The organism is Clostridium estertheticum, assembly GCF_026650985.1.
In the GTDB taxonomy this organism is placed as follows: Bacteria; Bacillota; Clostridia; order Clostridiales; family Clostridiaceae; genus Clostridium_AD; species Clostridium_AD estertheticum_C.
Genome location: NZ_CP086239.1, coordinates 111,657 through 131,181, shown reverse-complemented (window position 1 = coordinate 131,181; position 19,525 = coordinate 111,657). Strand labels below are relative to the sequence as shown.

At 30.9% G+C, this 19,525-nt stretch carries 15 protein-coding genes; 3 read left to right on the top strand and 12 right to left on the bottom strand.

Translation table 11 applies throughout. The features are described from left to right. Positions 1–104: 104 nt before the first annotated feature. The 4 genes from LL038_RS00515 to LL038_RS00500 form a co-directional block, all read right to left on the bottom strand. Positions 105–1,313, bottom strand: coding sequence for a type II secretion system F family protein (locus LL038_RS00515; RefSeq protein WP_216119543.1), 1,209 nt, complete (start codon positions 1,311–1,313; stop codon positions 105–107). A 10-nt stretch (positions 1,314–1,323) separates the two neighbouring features. Beyond that, entirely contained in the window at positions 1,324–3,012 is a 1,689-nt protein-coding gene (locus tag LL038_RS00510) for a GspE/PulE family protein (RefSeq protein WP_375292987.1), read from the bottom strand. Positions 3,013–3,593: 581 nt separating this feature from the next. After that, positions 3,594–4,565: a 2-keto-3-deoxygluconate permease gene (locus LL038_RS00505; RefSeq protein ID WP_216119542.1), complete on the bottom strand. Its 972-nt coding sequence runs from the start codon at positions 4,563–4,565 to the stop codon at positions 3,594–3,596. 87 nt (positions 4,566–4,652) lie between these two features. Continuing rightward, positions 4,653–5,825, bottom strand: coding sequence for an NAD(P)-dependent malic enzyme (locus LL038_RS00500; RefSeq protein ID WP_216119541.1), 1,173 nt, complete (start codon positions 5,823–5,825; stop codon positions 4,653–4,655). Positions 5,826–6,060: 235 nt separating this feature from the next. Here LL038_RS00500 and LL038_RS00495 point away from each other — a divergent pair, with 235 nt between their 5' ends. After that, positions 6,061–7,641: an ATP-binding protein gene (locus LL038_RS00495; protein WP_216119540.1), complete on the top strand. Its 1,581-nt coding sequence runs from the start codon at positions 6,061–6,063 to the stop codon at positions 7,639–7,641. Continuing rightward, positions 7,638–8,336: a response regulator gene (locus LL038_RS00490; RefSeq protein ID WP_216119539.1), complete on the top strand. Its 699-nt coding sequence runs from the start codon at positions 7,638–7,640 to the stop codon at positions 8,334–8,336. The genes LL038_RS00495 and LL038_RS00490 overlap by 4 nt, the downstream gene beginning before the upstream one ends. A gap of 64 nt (positions 8,337–8,400) precedes the next feature. Here the strand turns inward: LL038_RS00490 and LL038_RS00485 are convergent, their stop codons facing one another. The 8 genes from LL038_RS00485 to LL038_RS00450 form a co-directional block, all read right to left on the bottom strand. Continuing rightward, a complete protein-coding gene (locus tag LL038_RS00485; protein ID WP_216119538.1) occupies positions 8,401–9,153 on the bottom strand; it encodes a hypothetical protein in 753 nt (250 codons plus the stop codon). After that, a complete protein-coding gene (locus LL038_RS00480; protein ID WP_216119537.1) occupies positions 9,153–9,848 on the bottom strand; it encodes an ABC transporter ATP-binding protein in 696 nt (231 codons plus the stop codon). The genes LL038_RS00485 and LL038_RS00480 overlap by 1 nt, the downstream gene beginning before the upstream one ends. 1 nt (position 9,849) lies before the next feature. Further along, positions 9,850–10,218, bottom strand: coding sequence for a GntR family transcriptional regulator (locus LL038_RS00475; RefSeq protein WP_216119536.1), 369 nt, complete (start codon positions 10,216–10,218; stop codon positions 9,850–9,852). A gap of 102 nt (positions 10,219–10,320) precedes the next feature. Continuing rightward, entirely contained in the window at positions 10,321–11,562 is a 1,242-nt protein-coding gene (locus LL038_RS00470; protein ID WP_216119535.1) for a HAMP domain-containing sensor histidine kinase, read from the bottom strand. Positions 11,563–11,566: 4 nt separating this feature from the next. After that, positions 11,567–12,256, bottom strand: coding sequence for a response regulator transcription factor (locus tag LL038_RS00465; protein ID WP_216119766.1), 690 nt, complete (start codon positions 12,254–12,256; stop codon positions 11,567–11,569). A gap of 99 nt (positions 12,257–12,355) precedes the next feature. Then, positions 12,356–14,545: a serine hydrolase domain-containing protein gene (locus LL038_RS00460; RefSeq protein ID WP_216119534.1), complete on the bottom strand. Its 2,190-nt coding sequence runs from the start codon at positions 14,543–14,545 to the stop codon at positions 12,356–12,358. 144 nt (positions 14,546–14,689) lie between these two features. Beyond that, positions 14,690–17,197, bottom strand: a complete 2,508-nt coding sequence (locus LL038_RS00455) for an ABC transporter permease (RefSeq protein ID WP_216119533.1) — start codon at positions 17,195–17,197, stop codon at positions 14,690–14,692. A 14-nt stretch (positions 17,198–17,211) separates the two neighbouring features. Further along, positions 17,212–17,898: an ABC transporter ATP-binding protein gene (locus LL038_RS00450; protein WP_216119532.1), complete on the bottom strand. Its 687-nt coding sequence runs from the start codon at positions 17,896–17,898 to the stop codon at positions 17,212–17,214. 404 nt (positions 17,899–18,302) lie between these two features. Here LL038_RS00450 and LL038_RS00445 point away from each other — a divergent pair, with 404 nt between their 5' ends. After that, positions 18,303–19,499, top strand: a complete 1,197-nt coding sequence (locus LL038_RS00445; protein ID WP_268055963.1) for a hypothetical protein — start codon at positions 18,303–18,305, stop codon at positions 19,497–19,499. Positions 19,500–19,525: the final 26 nt, after the last annotated feature.

Here is a 19,525-nt window from a genome sequence, read left to right as displayed (position 1 = left end):
TATTATTAAATATATAATAATGATAAAGCTGCAAAACCCTCATGCTATTTCTATTTGTAATTTTTATGCCTCTATTTTATAGTTTTATCATATTAATCATACTATTACTTAACTGTCTCAGACATACTTAGAATAGGAAGCATCATTGCAATAACTATAAATCCTATAATAACTCCCATTACTATTATCATAAGCGGCTCTATCATTGTGGTCATTTTTTTTAGTGATGTCTCTAATTCCTCATCATAAAAATTTGCTGTCTTGTCCAATATATCATCTAATGAACCAGATTCTTCTCCTATTTTTATCATGGAGTGTAACATTGCTGGGAATATCGCTTCTGCTCCTAATGCTTCCGCTAAAGATACCCCTCTTAGTACTTTTTCTTTGATTTTCTCTAAAGCATTTTCTGCTACTTTATTTCCAACTACTTTTTGCACTACTTCTAGTGCTTGTACCAAAGGTACACCACTAGCAATTACGGTAGATAAAGTTCTAGTAAATCTAGATACTATTGCCTTCTCTGTAATATCTTTAATTATTGGCAATTTCAATTTTAATCCATCTATTGATAACCTACCTTGTGGAGTTTTAGCATAACTCTTCATACCATAAATCGCTCCACCAATAACCGCAATTAAAATGTACCATTTAGTTTGTATAAATTGACTTATTTCCATAACTATTCTCGTAGGTGCTGGCAACGCCACCCCCGAGCTTGTAAACATTCCTGTAAATGTAGGCATTATAAATGTTAGAAGGAAAATTACTATTACAACTGATAAGCCGCCTAATACCATTGGATAAACCATAGCACTCTTAAGTTGGTTATTTATCTTATTTTCTTTTTCAAAATGCGATGCCATTCTATTCATTATTATGTCAAGGTTACCACTGACTTCACCTGTATTGATCATATTTATAAGTAAATCGGGAAACACATCTTTATGTTTTGAAAGTGAGTCTGAAAGAGAGACCCCCTTTTGCAGATCATCATGAACTTCGTATAAGCTTTTCTTCAGTTTTTTATTTTCAGTTTGCTTTTTTAAAACATCTAAAGCATTAGCAATATTAGCACCTGCATTTATCATTGTGTAAAATTGTCTACAGAAAATGTATAGATCCTTTGTTTTAACCTTCTCAAAGGATTCAAATAAATCCTTCTGCTCACGTTCTAATACTTCTTTAATTTCTATTGGATAATAATTATTATCTTCGATCATTGCTAACACTTCATTTTTACTATTAGCTTTAAATACTGCTTCTATTTTTTGACCTTTATGGTCCATAACTTTATACTTATAAGTAGGCACTTACTCCCCCCTATTCTTTCAAGAACGCTATCTTAACCAGTTCCTCGACCGTTGTCATTCCTTTTAGCACTAAATCAGTACATGATGATTTTAGCGTTTTCATCCCTTTTTCTATACTTATATCTCTTATTTCATCTACACTAGCGTTACGCATTATGTATTCTCTATGTTTACGAGTTACTTCCATTATTTCGTATACACCTATTCTTCCTGAATATCCAGTGTTGTTACAGTGTCCACATCCCTTACCTTTGTGAATAAGCAACTCCTCCGTTGAGTGAATGTTTAGGATTTCTTTTTCAAAATCAGAGGCAACGTAAATTTCTTTGCACATTGGACATATTTTTTTTACAAGTCTTTGAGATATAATTCCTGCTATAGCACTAGCTACTAGATAAGGTTGTATGTCCATATCTATAAGTCTTACAATTGCTGAAGGTGCATCATTAGTGTGTATTGTACTTAACACTATATGCCCAGTTATAGATGCTCTTGTAGCAATTTCTGCTGTTTCATTATCCCTTATTTCACCTATCATAACAACATCAGGGTCCTGTCTTAAAATTGACCTTAAACCAGATGCAAAGGTTAGCCCTGCTTTAGGATTTACGTTTACTTGATTTATTCCATCTACTACATACTCTACAGGATCCTCTACTGTTATAATGTTCTTACTGTTATCATTTAATTCACTTAACAGTGTGTATAGTGTAGTTGATTTTCCACTACCTGTAGGGCCTGTGACGAGAATTATTCCATATGAATTTTTAAGTATTCTTGCTACTTTTTCTAAGTCATCTTCGTTCATACCAAGTTTTTCTTTACCAACCAAGAAATTTTCTCTATCCAGTACCCGGATAACAACCTTCTCACCATGAATTGTCGGCAATGTTGATACCCGCAAATCTACCTTCTTATTATCTACAATTGTTAAAATTCTACCATCTTGTGGTATTCTCTTTTCTGCGATATTTAATTCTGCTAGTATTTTTATACGAGTTATAAACGCACTAAAAATATCTTTATTGTATTTAGATATTTCTTTTAAAGTACCGTCTATTCTGTATCTTATTTTTATATAACTTTCAAAAGGTTCTATGTGAATATCACTAGCTTTCAGCTTTATTGCATCGCTTATTATAGAATCAACAAGTCTAACCGCTGGAGCGCTTTTTATATCATCTAATTGTGCTTTATTATCTTCCTTCTCGTCGTTTGTTCCCTGAGCTTTCGACAAATCGTCAGCGGCTTTCATCGCGCTTTGACTAGCGTAATATACATCAATTGCATTTTTAATATCTTTTGTTAATGCAATAAATATTTCAACATTAAACCCTGAAGATATCTTAACATCATCTATCGCAAATATATTTAAAGGATCAGACATGGCAACCTTTATTTTATTGTCTTCTATACCAAAAGCAACTAAGTTATACTTTTTTGAAATAACCTCTGGAATTAATTGAACAACTTTTTGATCTATCTCTTCCATATCTAAGCGTACTCTTTTTATGCTTAATTGTTGTTCTAGAACTTCTAAAATATCTTCTTCGGTTAAAACCTCATCTTCAATAAGAAGTTCTCCTAACCTTTTTCCATTACCTTGCTGTCTTCTGAGTACTTTATTAAGTTGTTCTGAAGTTATCTTTCCAGATTCAATTAATAAATCTCCCAATCTTTTTTTTGCCATATTCTTCATTGGCTATACCCCTTTATTAACTACACTATATAATGTTTTCATCTATTCATATATGGATAAATGCATCTAAAACATCTCCTAACCTTTGTTTTTTTTAAGACCAATATTCCACATTTTTAAGTATATTTCTAACTATTACCTAATTATATATTAAATACATTTTTCTACATTATACAATGTTTATTAATGCTATGCAATGTACTTTTAAAAATTTTCCATTTTTTAAAAGCCAGCGATAGTCTAGTTTACAGTGCTATATAAGGGGATGATAAAAGTTTTTATAACTATTTACATAATAGTATAATTTAATACAAATTATTTACGATTGCCAATTTTTAAGCTACAAAAAAATTGAATTTAAGTTAAAATATTATTCAAACTGATTAATATAGTTAAATGCAATATAAATTTGCTTACTCACTGATACTAACTATTGTTTTTTTACTAATAGTTCTAATACAAAAAATTATAACAGCCAATTTATATAAAACTATAAATTGACTGCTAAGCAAACTCTAATTCGTTTTTTTCATGTTTATTTTAACATCTGCTTATTATGGAATTTTAATAATCATATTTTATCATGCAGCAGGTCCATTAGCTAATTTTTTCATTTTATTTTTAGTCATCATTTTAAATGCGTAAGAAACAATAAATGGACAAAGGATAGCAGATATTACACATGATGCTGCAACTTGCGCTGTTGCTATTGTTGCAATTGCCACTAATGATGGATCTGCTCCTGCAATAATAGCTGGCGTCGCTACAGCATTTCCTGCAGTTGACCCTGTTGCAAGTCCTATTATAGGCTCTTCTTTAAATAATTTTAAAAGTACATAAGCTCCAATTCCAGTAAATGAAGCTATTATTCCGAGTAATATACCAGGACCTCCAGCTTTTACAATAGTTGAAAGATTCATTCCTGCACCTAATGGGAAAGAAAAAAATGGGATTAATAACAATCCACTACTTCCAAGGAATTTTCTCATATCAACATCAATATTTCCTAAAATCATTCCTATTAATATTGGAACTAATACTGCTACAAGTGCCATAAAAGGAACTTGAGCAAGTCCTGATGCGCCTAATGCAACTAATGTAAAAAATGGACCATCTTTTAAAGAAAGTAATGCATAAGCACCTACATCAGTTTCATCACCATACTGTGAAGCAAGAGATGCATATAATCCACCATTACAATTTGTTAATCCTGAAAGGATTGCGAGTGGTGATAAACCTAATACTCCAGCAGGTCCAAAAACTTTCCCTACAAATATACCTATACCAGCACCTACTATAAATTTTCCTGTTATTAATAGTGCACCTTTCTTTAATGCCTTTGGTGCTAAATTGAAATTAATTTGTGAACCAATTAGAAACATAAAACAAGCTAAAATTGGTGTTGACGCCGCTTTACCGAACAATCCCGTTGTAAAACCACCGATTTTTAAGACTCCTGGGAAAAATGTATTAACTAATACTCCTAAAAAAAGTGGAACAACCATCATACCGCCCGGGATTTTATCGAGTGTTCTCTTAATTGGAATTTGCATTTTTTCGGCCTCCTATTTTTCAATAATTGTAGTGGGGGCGTCCATTTCCTTTCAGACGGACTCCCATTTTTTTAAATTTATCTTATTTTATATTCTTGCTACTCCTGTATCTCTTGCAGCTTTTGCAATTGCTTCTGCTACTTTTGTTGCTACTCCTTTATCTAATGCACTTGGGATTACGTTATTTTCGTTTAAATCTTCATCTTTTATATAATTTGCAATAGCATAAGCTGCTGCGAGTTTCATTTCTTCGTTTATCTCTTTTGCTCTCACATCTAAAGCACCTCTGAACAACCCAGGGAAAACAAGTACATTATTTACTTGATTTGGGTAATCAGAACGTCCTGAACCTGCCACCCTTGCGCCTGCTTTTTTAGCTTCATCTGGCATTATCTCGGGGGTTGGGTTTGCCATTCCAAAAACTATAGAATCTTTATTCATAGACTTAACCATGTCAGCTGTAACAATTCCTGGAGCTGAAACTCCTATAAATACATCTGCACCTACTAAAGCATCACTTAGATTTCCTTCTATATTTTCTGGATTAGTTATTTCTGCAAGAGCCGTTTTTGCATCATCGATTTTCTCCATTCCTCTATAAAGTATTCCTACTTTGTCACAAGCAATTAGATTTTTAACTCCGGACCTTAGTAAAAGTTTTGATATTGCTGTTCCTGCAGATCCTGCACCGTTTATAACAACCTTTAAATCACAAAGTCTCTTTCCTACTACTTTAGCAGCATTAATGAGTCCCGCAAGAACTACAATAGCTGTTCCATGTTGATCATCGTGAAATACTGGTATATCCAATATTTTTTTAAGTTTGTCTTCTACCTCAAAACATCTTGGAGCACTAATATCTTCTAAGTTTATCCCACCAAATCCTGGGGAAATAAGCTGAATAGTACGAACAATTTCATCTACGTCCTTTGTATCTAAGCAAATTGGAAAAGCATCTACATTTGCAAATTCTTTAAATAGTATTGCCTTACCTTCCATAACTGGAAGTCCTGCTTTTGGTCCTATGTCACCAAGGCCTAAAATAGCTGTACCATCTGTAATAACTGCAACCATATTTCCTTTAGCTGTATATTTGTATACGTTTTCTTCATTCTCATATATTCTTCTACAAGGTTCAGCAACTCCGGGTGTATATGCAAGTCCTAAATCTTCTTTTGTTTCTATTTTTACCTTTGATTTTATTTCAAGTTTACCTGTGTATTTTTCATGCATTTTTAAACTTTCTTCAAAATAATTCATTTAATATCTCTCCCCTTCGTTATATCATTTATACGTTTTCATGATTAATATTTATGTTTTATTTGTTGATATCATCATAACAACAAATCCAATATAATTAAATATTTAGAAAGTTTAAAATTCTTTGTGGTCATTAAAAAATCTTTGTATTATTTTTAACAATATATTATTTAAAACTGGATATGTTATAATTTTTGTAAACGTATCCTATAAAAAGATATAAGAGGAGCTAAATATGAAATTAAAAACAAAAATCACTACTACAGTAATCGGAATTTTACTTCTGACTATTGGAAGTATATCTATACTTTCTTTTAATCAGATGAAAATAGTGCTTAAAGACCAATTTGGACGTAACCTTTTAAATATTGCAAATTCTGTCTCAATGAGTTACCTTGTGCAAAATTATTTAACAGGAAAAAATCAAATTAATGACGAAAGCTTGAACAATCAGATAGAAGCCATAAGAATCAAAACTAAAGTAGAATTTATTGTAGTAATGGATATGAAAGGAATAAGATATTCACATCCTACTAAAGAGAAAATAGGTAAAAGTTTTGAGGGTGGAGATGAAAAACGTGTTCTCACAACTGGAGAAGAATATGTATCTGAGGCAAATGGAAGCCTTGGGCCCTCTCTTAGAGTATTTACACCTATAATAAAAGATGGGAAACAGATTGGAGCAGTGGCTATAGGTAGTCCAGTTACTGAGGTTTATAATGAGATTTATTTAAAGATAGATAGCTTTATACCTTTTATAATACTCGGACTAATTTTAGGGGTTATTGCTGCAACGCTCTTATCTTCCAATATTAAAAAAGCCATTTTCGGTTTAGAACCAGAAGAAATAGCATTGATGCTTAAAGAAAAGGAAGCTGTTATTGAAAGTGTTAATGAAGGAATTCTAGCTGTAGATAAAAAAGGAAGAGTCACCTTATTTAATAGAGCAGCGGGAGAAATCCTTGGGCTAACGTCCGAAGACATAGGACGCCCCATAACAAATCTTTCTTATGAACATAAAGTTTCTGAAGTACTGAAACTCGGAAAGTATTTTGAAAATATAGAAATGAAAGTTAGACCAGGTTTAACGATTTTTTGCAAGTATAATCCACTTAAAAATGATAAAGATGAAGTAATTGGACTTGTAATGAATTTTAGAGATTTAACAGAAGTTAAAAAAATGGCAGAAGAACTCACCGGAATAAAAAAAATGACTTGCTCCCTAAGAGCACAAAATCATGAATTTATGAATAAACTCCATGCTATATCCGGCATGATACAATTAGGTGAATACGCAGATGCTGTGAAATTCATATCAAGTGTTTCTAAAACTCGAAAAGATATTAGTGGTATTCTGCAAGGTCAAATCAAAAATGTGTATATTGCAGCATTGTTACTCTCAAAATATAATAAAGCAGAAGAAGCTAGGATAATATTTGAAATTGATTCAAGTTGTAAGTTAGATGAACTACCTCAGTATATGAGAGAAGACGAATTAGGATCTGTTATTGGAAATTTGATAGAAAATTCTCTTGACGCAGTAAGTACAAATGGAAATGGTTTTGTTCACTTTAAAATTTTCAAATTAGAAAATGAATTAAAAATTCAAGTTAATGACAATGGACCAGGTATAACTACTGAAATGAAAGATAAGATATATGAAATTGGAACTACTACTAAAACAGGTCAGCGCGGAGTAGGTATGTATGTTGTTAAAAAAATCATTGATGAGGCTAGAGGCACAATTGAATTTAGCGTAAATAACGGAACATGGTGGAATATAAGTATTCCTATGGAAAGGAGCATAAGCCAATGATTAAAGTTATGATTATAGAAGATGACCCAATGGTACGAGATATTAATACTAAATTTTTAAACCGGGTTGAAGGCTTTCAATTAATTAAAGCTTCTAGTAATCTTACGGATGCACAAAGCTTTATAAAAAAACATAAACTAGATTTAGTTTTACTTGATGTTTATCTTCCTAAGGAAAATGGAATAGATTTTTTAAAATGGCTTCGAACTGAAGAAATTGAAGTTGAGGTTATTTTAATTACTGCTGATAAAACAACAGAACGAATTCAGGAGGCTTTTAGATATGGAGCTCGAGATTATTTAATTAAACCCTTCACTTTAGAGAGGTTTAAAGAATCACTCCTTAAATTTAAAGATAGATATTATCATCTTAAAAAGGAAAATATAATTGAGCAAAGTGAATTGGATAAATATATTATAAGTAATAGAGCTTTAGCTGTTGAAGAAAATAATAATAATTCTGATTTAACTAAGGGGCTAAATAGATATACTTATGATACAATTTGGCAACAAGTTCAGCAAATAGGTGATAATTATACTACACCAGAAGAACTAGGTGAAATACTCGGAATTGCAAGGGTCACCTGCAGAAAGTATTTAGAATATATGAATAAAGAAGGAAAAATTGATATGTTAATTGAATATGGTAAAATTGGAAGGCCACAGCACAAATATAAGGTAAATCATAGTATTTAAAAAATAGTAACACTGCTTAAAGTTAAGAAGTGTTACTATTATCTAATGTGTTTGACTCATAATATTAAAGGTCTAATTTCTTATCTATTAGATAAGAAGTGCTCATAAATAATCCAGTAAAAACAATAATATCAAATATAGCACCAGCTATATTAATATTAAAAGCTGCCTCTGCTGCTGTAGTACCAAAATTCAATGCATTAGTCGTATTTATCGAAAAATTACTCAAATTCAAGTTTTGAGGTAATAAAGTTGTAATTTTCGTAGATAACCAAATTATTACTATAGATAAAATAATAAAAATTACAAAAGAACCTATTTTGCCTAATTTTTTACCCTTTAAGGCTATTTTTCCGATAACCATGCAAAAGTATATAATAGTTAAAAAGTAAATAATGCCCCATATATAATTAATTATACTATATAATATTAGACCAGGCTTAATATTCACCAAAAAACTAAAGTCAATCTTGTCTGTTAGCGTCAAATAAGACATCAAAAAAGATACAACAACAATAATTGTTATTTGAATTAATGAAGTTATAAGCCTTGATGTTATTATTGACATGCCAGATTGGGGTAGCGTAAATAATAAGTAACCTGAGTCATTATGCAAATATTTGCTCATGATATTTAATGAAGATATAAATATGACTATTATGGTAGCAATAATTAAGCAACCAGATAATGCGATAACTACATCACCCCAGGAACTTTTCTTTGCCATAAGAAGCAAGTTAGCAATTATCACAACTATACAGCTTCCAATTATAGTTAAAAAATTTGCTCTTAATTCATATTTTACAAGTTTAAACATTACTGAAATACCTCCCTATATAATTCATCAATTGACATTTTCCTGCTCATTCGTAATTCCTCTGCATTACCCTCTAGCACTATCTCTCCCTCAGATATAAATGCTACGTCATCAAAAATGCGTTCTATATCATTTACAAGGTGAGTCGTTATTATCATAGAGCTATCCTTACTAAAGTTATTGACTATAGCATTAAGTATCTTTTCTCTAGCAGTAGGATCTACCCCCCCAAGCGGTTCATCAAGTATATAAAGCTTAGCTTTTCTTGAAAGCACCAATGAAAGCTTTAATTTTTCCTTCATTCCCTTTGATAGGCTCTTTACATCGTCGTTTTTATCAAGATTCATAAAGACCAATAATTCCTCTGCTTTTATCTCATCAAAATCAGAATAAAAGTCCTTGAAATATTTCACTGCATCCTTTACTTTCATCCACTTTAAAAGGTATTCATTATCAGGCAAATAGGAAACTATCGACTTTGTATGGACACCAGGTATATGCCCATCTATTAGTATTTCACCTTTCGACGGATGTAGTATGCCCGCTGCGATTTTTAAGAAAGTAGTTTTACCACTCCCATTGGGTCCAAGAAGTCCTACAATTTTCCCAAGTGGTATATTTAGATTTACCCCACGTAATGCCTTTTTATTTAAATATGATTTGCGTATTTCCTTTGCTTCTAATATATTATCCATTTTATTTTACCTCCATAGTTTCTTTGGAAACAGATTTGATTATTTCATTGTCATTAAAGCCTAGGTTTCTCATTCTAAGTATAAAAGAATCTATAACTTCCTTTGCCATTTCTTTTTTTAAATCATCTACCATATTTTCACTCTCCACCACAAATGTCCCTGTGCCTCTTTGGGTATAAACGATTCCAAGCCTTTCAAGTTCTTGGTAAGATCTCTGAAGAGTATTGGGATTTACATTCATATTCATTGCCATTTCTCTTACTGACGGTAATTTGTCATTTGATTTTAGTTTTCCTATAACTATATCCATTTTTATAATGTCCATAATTTGTAGGTATATAGGCGACTTGTCATTAAATTCTGTAACCATTTTTTATCTCCTTTCGCCATGTTGCTAACGTTCTAGTGAACTATGTTAATAGTACACTAGAACGTTAGCAATGTCAACCTTGAAATTAATTATAAATATTTATTAGAATTTAGTAAAAGTAATAATAAATTTTGTTCCTATGTTTACCTTGCTTCGTACCTCAATTATTCCGTTATGTGCTTCAATTATAGATTTTGAAATGGATAGTCCTATTCCAATAGAGTCACTTTTCTTTGCAGTCTTGGCTTTGTAAAACCTTTTAAATATATTTGGCAAATCAAGCTCCGTCATACCTTCTCCTGTATCCTCTATTGTAATCCTTGTATATAATTGATTTTCCATAAGCGTAAGTTTTATATTTCCGCCAGGCGGAGTATGTTCTATACTATTCTTAATAATATTAATAAATGCCTCTTGAAGCCACAAAACATCATGATTAAACTCTATTTCTTCTTTTTCATTAAATATAATCTTAACCTGGCATTCAATTGCCCTACTTTCTAATGCCTCTATTGAATCATGCAACGTTCCATTTAAACTTTGTTCTTCTTTTACAATTTCTATGGCTTTAGCATCGAGCTTTGCAAGCTTAAGTAAATTTTTAATTAGCCAATTCATCTTCTCAAGCTGGTTTTGATTATTCAATAAAAATAGTTCGTTTTGTACGCGGGTCAGCTCCTTTGTAACCATAATATCGTTATATAAAATTACTGATGATAATGGAGTTTTTAATTGATGTGATATATCCGATAATAAATCCACTAAAAATTGTTTTTCCAAAGCAAGCTCACTTAAATTACTTTTAATAATCCCTCTCATAGAGTTAAATGAAATTGCTAGTTTTGAAAAATCCCCCTCCTGGTTTTCATTAATAGCTATGTCATAATCTCCTTCAACTACGTTTTTTGCAGCAAGGGTTAATTGTCTTATCCTTTTATAAAAAAAACTATATTGAAAATAATTGAGTACAAATAATATAGCCATCATAAAAATAAAAATTAATATAATTGAGTAATTATTTTTTATAATAGTTGTGTTAACATATGGGAAAAGTTGATCTTCCAAATCCTTCGTTAGACCATACTCCTTTAAAAAAGCTTTTCCCCGTGTAGCCTCTTCCTCTGAAACCTCTTTTGTAATAAGAGGTATGATTTCCTTCTCCATTTTAGGATCTTTCTGAACTACCCTTTCAGCAATTGCCCCCAAACTTTTTATATAATCATTCTTTAGGTTATCATGATGTGACTTTAAGCTTAAGGATGTAATAATTAAAAATAAAGTCATTATAAATAATAAAGTAACCGTACTTATTTTAAGTTCTGAATTAATAAAATATTTCTTCATACATCTACCCCACATCCTTATTCCACTTATACCCTAGTCCACGTTTATTTACTATATACTCTGGCTGCCTTGGAATATCCTCTATTTTATCTCTTATCCTTTTAATATAAACTGATAGAGTATTTTCATCAAAAAAAGGGTCATCCCCTTCTAATAATTCACTCAATATTTCATCTCTTTTCATCAAAACATTAGGCTTATTCATAAATATTAATAAAAGCTTGTATTCTTGAGCCGTTAGATTTATGACTTCCCCATTTTTTCTTACTGTTCCTTTTATATTATCAACAAATATGCTTCCACTTTTCATCGAGTTTTCTACAGACATATTTTTAGTGTTACGCCTAATAGCAACCTTTATTCTTGATAAAAGCTCCCTTACACGAAAAGGTTTTGTTATATAATCATCGCCACCAATTTCAAGGCCTTGGACTATATTAACCTCATCATCGAGAGCTGTTAAAAATATAATAGGAACCTCACTACTTTCTCTTATATACTTACATAATTCATATCCGTTTCCATCTGGCAAGTTAACGTCTAATAAAATCAAATCAACTGGTTCCATATGAAACAAAGTCTTTCCACCTTCTACTGTGGATGTTCTAAAAACCTCATATCCCCCATCTTTTAGAGAAAATTCTATACCAAGTGCCAATGATTCATCATCTTCAACTAATAATAATCTATTCATGTCCATGCAATTCACCTCTCACCCCTGGGGTGTAAATTTTTCCAAAAAATAGAGAAGATTATTAATAATCTTCTCTACCTGGATCAATTTTTTTCTCCCTTATTCCTTATATTCAATATTAAACTCAGCCAGTGCATCACCTAAAAATACGATTCTTCCACCTTTAGGTAATGTAACTTTTTCAGTCCCTGTAATTAGAGAATCATTCACTAAATCTCCCTTACTATCATAAACAACAAACGCTGCCTTTTTCGGTATTTTTACAGTAATTTCCTTGTCAGTTGATTGATCACCTATTTTATACCATCTAGCATATCCCTCTTTATTAATTGTACATGTAAATTTATTTTTTGTTGGAAAAGTTTCAATTGCATCTTCTTCAACATAAGTAAAACCACCTGCATTTAGGTACTCAAATTTATCCTTTTTATAAAATGTATAGTCCACTAGATCACGTGATAACATTCCTGGCCCATCTAAGATGGCAACAGCTGAATTATTATCTACAATTTTATCTGATTTGAAATATCCTTCAAGCCCTTTCGTAAAACTAACTTGTACATCGGGACATGACAACATAAATATTGAGGAGTATTTCTCATCTAATAAGAAATATTTCTTACCCTCCCTTTTTGACCAAGCCTCTGAAACACTATCTGTTAATTTATTTACATTCTCTTTTTGTGCTATATACAAATTTGATGTTGTTTGGCCTAACAACTTCAAACTTTGATAACCAGTTTGTTTCATATATATTTTTCCATTTGTCTCTTCTACAAATTTTAAGCTTGCCGACCCTTCGCTGGATACAAAAGTTCCATCCTTTGTATAAACAAGAGTTTGTGTCCCATATTCTGGTGCCTGAGGATACGATAAACTTAATGTACCTGTTTTATCAATTTTGATATCAATAAATGCCGAAGCCGAAACATATAAGCCCTCATTTTTCACCACCTCTGTTGGAACAGTTGTTTTTTCCGGCGCTGCAAATGTCTTATCTTGTTTGATTCCACTAATTACACCTTTTTCTTTTAATGCAGCAAGAAGTATTTCTTGAGCTAGTACCTGATCATAGCCACTAGTTCCACCAGAAGTTACAACAGCCACTGCCATATTTTGTTCTGGTAAAACAGTTAAATTACTGTGATAAAAAATACTATCTCCGCCTTTTGATAATGCCTTTATATTATACAAATTAAATGGATAAAGATTTACGCTATCCCACCCTAGTCCATAACCCCATGTATTATCGGTATCGTCTGTCCAAATACCATTTAAATATTCCTTATTCTCCATTGCTTTTATGGATTCTTGTGAAAGGATTCCATTTGAATTTTTAGTAAATGTTGTTGCAAAAGTACATAAATCTTCTGCACTTGAATAAACCCCACCTGCACCAATAGCATTTAAATTTTCTGCTGGTAAATAACTAGAAATCCCATTACAATATGTCTTAGCTAATCTCTCTCTATCAAATTTGCTAACTGGTGTCTTAGTATCCTCCATTTTAAGAGGACTCGCAAAAGTATTTGTTATATAGGTTGTATAATCAATTCCTGTCACATGTTCCACTAAGATTTGAGCAAGTGTAAAACCATCATTGCAGTATACCGAGTACGCACCTGGCTCTGCTTTTAGGCGTTGAAACTTTAATTGATCTAAAAAAGTATCATGGTAATATGTATCATTATCTCCAAGAAGAAGTGTATTGGAAAAACTAGATCCCATTAAGCCCGATGAATGATTTAACAACATTCTAACTGTAATCTTCTTATATCTATCATCTGCCATTTTAAACTCTTTAATATATTCCGTAATTGGAGTATCCAATTTAATTTTACCCGAGTCTACTAATTTCATTACAGCCGTTGTTACAAACATCTTACTAACTGAGCCTATACAATACATACTGTGAGATGTTAATGCTTTAGTATTTTCTTTTGAATATACACCTGAATTACCAGATAATACGATTTTTCCATTATCTATTAATGCATATTGTACACTTAAACTATCATAATCAGTAGTCATATAAAAAGCTTTTTTCTCTGCAACAGCTTTCGTATCGACGTACTCATTTGTTGAAAAACTTTTAGCCTTATTGATATTTCCTTTTTTAATTTCTACTCCACCACTGGTTTTAGTCCTTAAATTTTCTGGAAGTAAGCCATATACAGATTTTGTTGTCAACGGTCCTATTGATGTATTGTTTGTAGCTAGAGTCGTCATTGATGATGTACATATTAGCATAATCAATGACAATATAAATATATGTCTTTTCGCCTTCATTCTTATAAGTCCCCCTCATGTTTATGAATATTCTCTGACAATATAATATTAACATAAAATAATGGGATATTGTTACTTAAATGTTTAATTTGTTAAGTGATATATATCCAAAAGGTGACTAAATAAAAACAAGTTATAAATTCCCTAAAAATCTTCTCTTACTGATTCTATTAAATTTGATTGTTTAATTCTTGATAATGGTGATAATACAGATATATATCCAATAATTAGAGATGCTGCTGTTGCAATACCTATCGCCTGCCAAGGAACCATCCATCCAAATTCTCTAAAATCGCCCATTGATTTAAATAGCAGGTATGATATTCCAGTTCCTACAATAGACCCATAAACTGCACCAACAACTCCATACAGAAGCCCTTCAAGGACTATCATTTTCTTTAACCCCTTTTGAGTTAAACCAATTGATTTTAGTGTAGCGAACTCTCTTTTTCTAAGGATAATATTAGTTGTTAACGTATTTACAATATTAACACTTCCTATTAATGAAACTACCAATACAAATCCATACAATAATATTTTAACCATTAATATTGTAGATTTACTTTTTCTATTATTATCTATATTATTTATTACCATTAAAGATGAATTTGATTTTGTTACATTTTCTATACCTGTTTTACTAGCCTCCTCGCTTTTTATATCTTTTAGAACTATATTTAAAGCGGTAGGTTTAATGTCATTTATGCCTATTAATTCTTCACCTGTTTTCTCTATTGTAATTATTTTTAGCCCATCCGATGATCCTCTATAATTAAAAGGATCACTATTCAAAATTGCCATAATTTTTACTTTCTTTAATTTTTTCTTATCAAATTTCGTATTTGTTTTATTGGATTTACTGCCTCCATTTTCATCATGTTGAAGGACTATTTCATCGCCTACTTTTACATCTGCTATTGGTCCATAATAATTTTTCTTTGTATTTTGATTATATACTACATTTTTGTTAATTAAGATTACTCCATTTTCTTTGTTTAATTTTTCTATATCAATCTTTCCTGATTGTAAATATTTTTTAGAAGCCTCAAGTGAATCCTTATCATATATAACAATAGAACTTCTTATAAGGGTTTTCTCCACTCCATCTAAAGTTGTTTTTTGATATACATTACCTATGTCCTTAATTTCCTTAACCTCACTATTTTTGTTAATTAACCCATCAACACTATATGAATCATAAACTCTATACACCTTATTAACTGACTCCATTTGTTTAACATCATTTTCTGTTTTATTATCTATTATTGTTTTACCTGTATCTTTACCATTTGCTACAACTGAGAAGTGAATATTTTTCGATTCATTAAGATCACTTGATATATTAAGTGACATATCCATGAAAGATTTAAATGTAACAAATAACACCACACTTATCACTATAGAAAAAACAGTTATTCTGTATCTTTTTTTATTTCTCTTTATATTTTTAGCAGCAAGTGCTCCTTCAAATCCAAATATTTTTTGAACTACTCTATTTTTTCTTCTCTTTATTTTCTCCTTTGTTATAGAAGTTCTACCACTTATCGCATTAAGTGGTGAAATCCTACCTGCAAAATATGCTGGCACAAGTGCTGATAGATATATTGCAAAAAGTCCCACTGCTGCGCTTATGCTTAAAACCATAGGTGATATTGAAATTTTTATAGGAATAACTGAATCTGCACCTATTAATTTAAATGCTAAAATTATTCCATTTATAGCTATAAGACTACATATCAGTCCTAGTGGAATAGCTATTATTGCTAATATTGTTGCTTCTCTTAACACAATCTTTCTAATCTGCCTTGGGGTAGTTCCAATCGCTCTTAAGAGACCAAACTGCTTAATTCTTTCCACAATGCTTATTTGAAAGGAGTTATATATTACTGCTATAGTTGATATTAAAACTATTCCAATTATTATTGCAAGTGTTATATATAAGCCCCCGAGCCTTGAACTTTCATCTCCTGCTCCAAGCATTTGCAGCAAATACGTATTTTCCTTAACAGAATTTTTATCACCTAACTGCTTTAATTCATTTACCGCAGTTTTTAAATTTGTTTTGGAGCTTATTTCTACGAGTAAAGCTGCATTCGCTTTGTTAATATTATTGTTCTTTGATAAAATTATTCCATTGCCCTCTATCTGATTTTGTACATTATCCTCGAGTATTCCTACAAGAGTGTATTCTTTATTATTAACCTTAATTTCCCCTCCAACTTTAGCATTTTTATCAATATGTGATGATACCCAATTTTCCATTGCCACTTCATTTTGTTTTTCTGGTAATCTACCTACCTTTGCATTAAAGGGAAAAAGTTCTAATGCCTTATCTGTTGCGGTTATTATATTAACATTTAATTTATTACCTATGTTTATTTCTTTACTCATAGTATAAAATCCAAACCTTGAAACTTTAGGATTATTAACTATTTTAGAAATTAATTTTTCATTTGTTTTTTGGAATGCTATATGATAAGAACCCCCACTATTAATTGCATCCTGTATCTCGGCATCCTGCATTCCTTTAAAGAAAAGTCCTATTGTTGATATAAGTGCAACTGATAACATTATTCCGATAATCGTAAGCACCGTTCTTTTCTTATTTTTCTTTAAATATTTTCCTGTAAGCTGTTTATAACTAGTTATCATTTTTTCCCTCCCCCCTAATTTATTTTTAAGTTTTTATCCGTAGTTATTTCGCCATCTTCAATAGTAATAACCCGGTCCGCCATATTTGCTATATTAAGGTCATGTGTAATAAGTATTAGTGTTTGATTATATTTTTTAGCAGTAAACTTTAATAATTCCATAACGTCTTTTGAATTCTTAGTATCAAGATTTCCTGTTGGTTCATCTGCAAGTATTATTGATGGCTTGTTAAATACAGCTCTACCAATTGATACCCTTTGTTGTTGTCCACCTGATAATTCTGACGGAAGGTGATTTTTCCTCTCGCTTAGACCAAGCACCTTGATTAACTCCTCTAAATAAACTTTATCAACTTTATCATTATCGAGTAACGCTGGAAGAGCTATATTTTCTTCTACATCTAAAATAGGCAGTAGATTATAAAACTGAAACACAAAACCTATTTTTCTACGTCTAAACACTGCAAGTTTTTCTTCTTTGTAATCATAAATACTTTCTCCATCAATAACTACATTACCAGCGGTTGGTCTATCGAGTCCACCTAGCAAATGAAGAAGTGTACTTTTACCAGAACCTGATGCCCCAACAATTGCTACAAATTCCCCTTTATTAATTACTAAATTTATATTTCTAAGTGCCTCCACCTTATTCTCACCGGTGCCATATGTTTTATTTAAGTTTTTTACCTTTAAAATCTCCATTTATATCTCTCCTCATTACATCTCGCGTAGCATACACTACACGTATTTATTTTTTTAAATCACTATAACCATATTATACAACTGGTATCCCTTGCACTCCATGTCACTTCACTTACAAATACAAAATTTATCTTACAATTTTGTAAGATTAAAAGCTAAAAATAACAACTAATATCATTTGTTATTTTTGAAAATATTAGTGTAGTTAATTTTGCTTAATCAATTGTGTAATCCTTGTGATTATAATATAATATATTTAATTAATGTTATTTAAAAAAGAATATATTAAGAAAAGAATATAAGAAAAAACAATATATAAAAAGGAAGTGATTAATTTAGTGAGTATAGTACTTTTAGTACTAAAGTACTTTGCAAGCTAAAGATAATATATGAAGATTGTAGATGTGATAAATCAAATAAATAAAATAGGTGAAGAAACAAAAGATAAAACTGCTCCTTTTCAAGTATTAAAAACATTCAAAAGTGGTCGATCTGAGGCCGGAGTATTTATGGTTGAATATGGACCCGCAAATCGTGTAGGTATTTTAAAGGTAACTAAAAGTAATGAAGGAAAGGTGTTTCAGAAAGCCTATGACTTAGCATCAACTAACAATATGCAAAAGTATATTGCCAAACTTATAGCTAGTTATAAAATTCAAGACAAAAACAAAGCTATATTATATGTTAACTTATATGACTTAGCAGGAGATGATATATATAACAGTGAGACATTTTTGGACAAAATTCTAAATGAAGATGAACTTAAAGATAGTATACTATCGTCAATTACTAAATTTTTATTTACTTGGAATAAAGAACATGTAAAAAAATTCATTTCTCCAATGGAAATCATTAAAAATGAACTTTCATATAGATACATGGACGATAAATATGTACAAGCTTTTAAATCAATTGGGGTAGATAAAGACATAAAATGGATATCTTTAGATGGAACTGACGTTATACTCCCTAACCCCTATTATTATTTTAATAATGAAAATGTTTGGGATGATTTAACTGTAACTTGTCTTACTGCATACGCACATGGAGATTTTCAAGGAGATAATATTATTATAACTGAAGATAAACCTGTTATAATTGATTTTTGTGATCTTATAGAAGATTGTAACGTTTTCCATGATCTTCGATATCTTGAGTCTATAACTCTTGGTGATTGTTTAGAAATTGACAAAGAATGTGATAGGGAATTATGGAGTAAAGTTTGTGAGAGTTTAAGTTTTGGAATAACAGATATAGACCTTCCTCAAGGACGTGGCATGAGTCTCATAAGACAGCTTATGTCAAAGCTTAGACAAAACGTAAAATTAATTGTATCTGATAGTCGTAATAGTCTTTACGATCCATCATTTCATTTAGCTGGTACAGCTTCAGGATTAATTAATATGAGAAAATACACAAGCGTTAATAAGAAAAAAGCAGCTTTCATATATACAGCATTTAATCTTAAAATGTTTCTAAAAGATGAAGCTGTTAATATGTATGATCCTAAATTAGATTCCTGTGTAGTATTTAATTGGAAAAATCAGAAATTAGGAAACAAAATTGTTGTTTTAGAGCCTTGCTCTACTACAATAAGCTAGATAATAAAAATGAGCAATAATTGTTT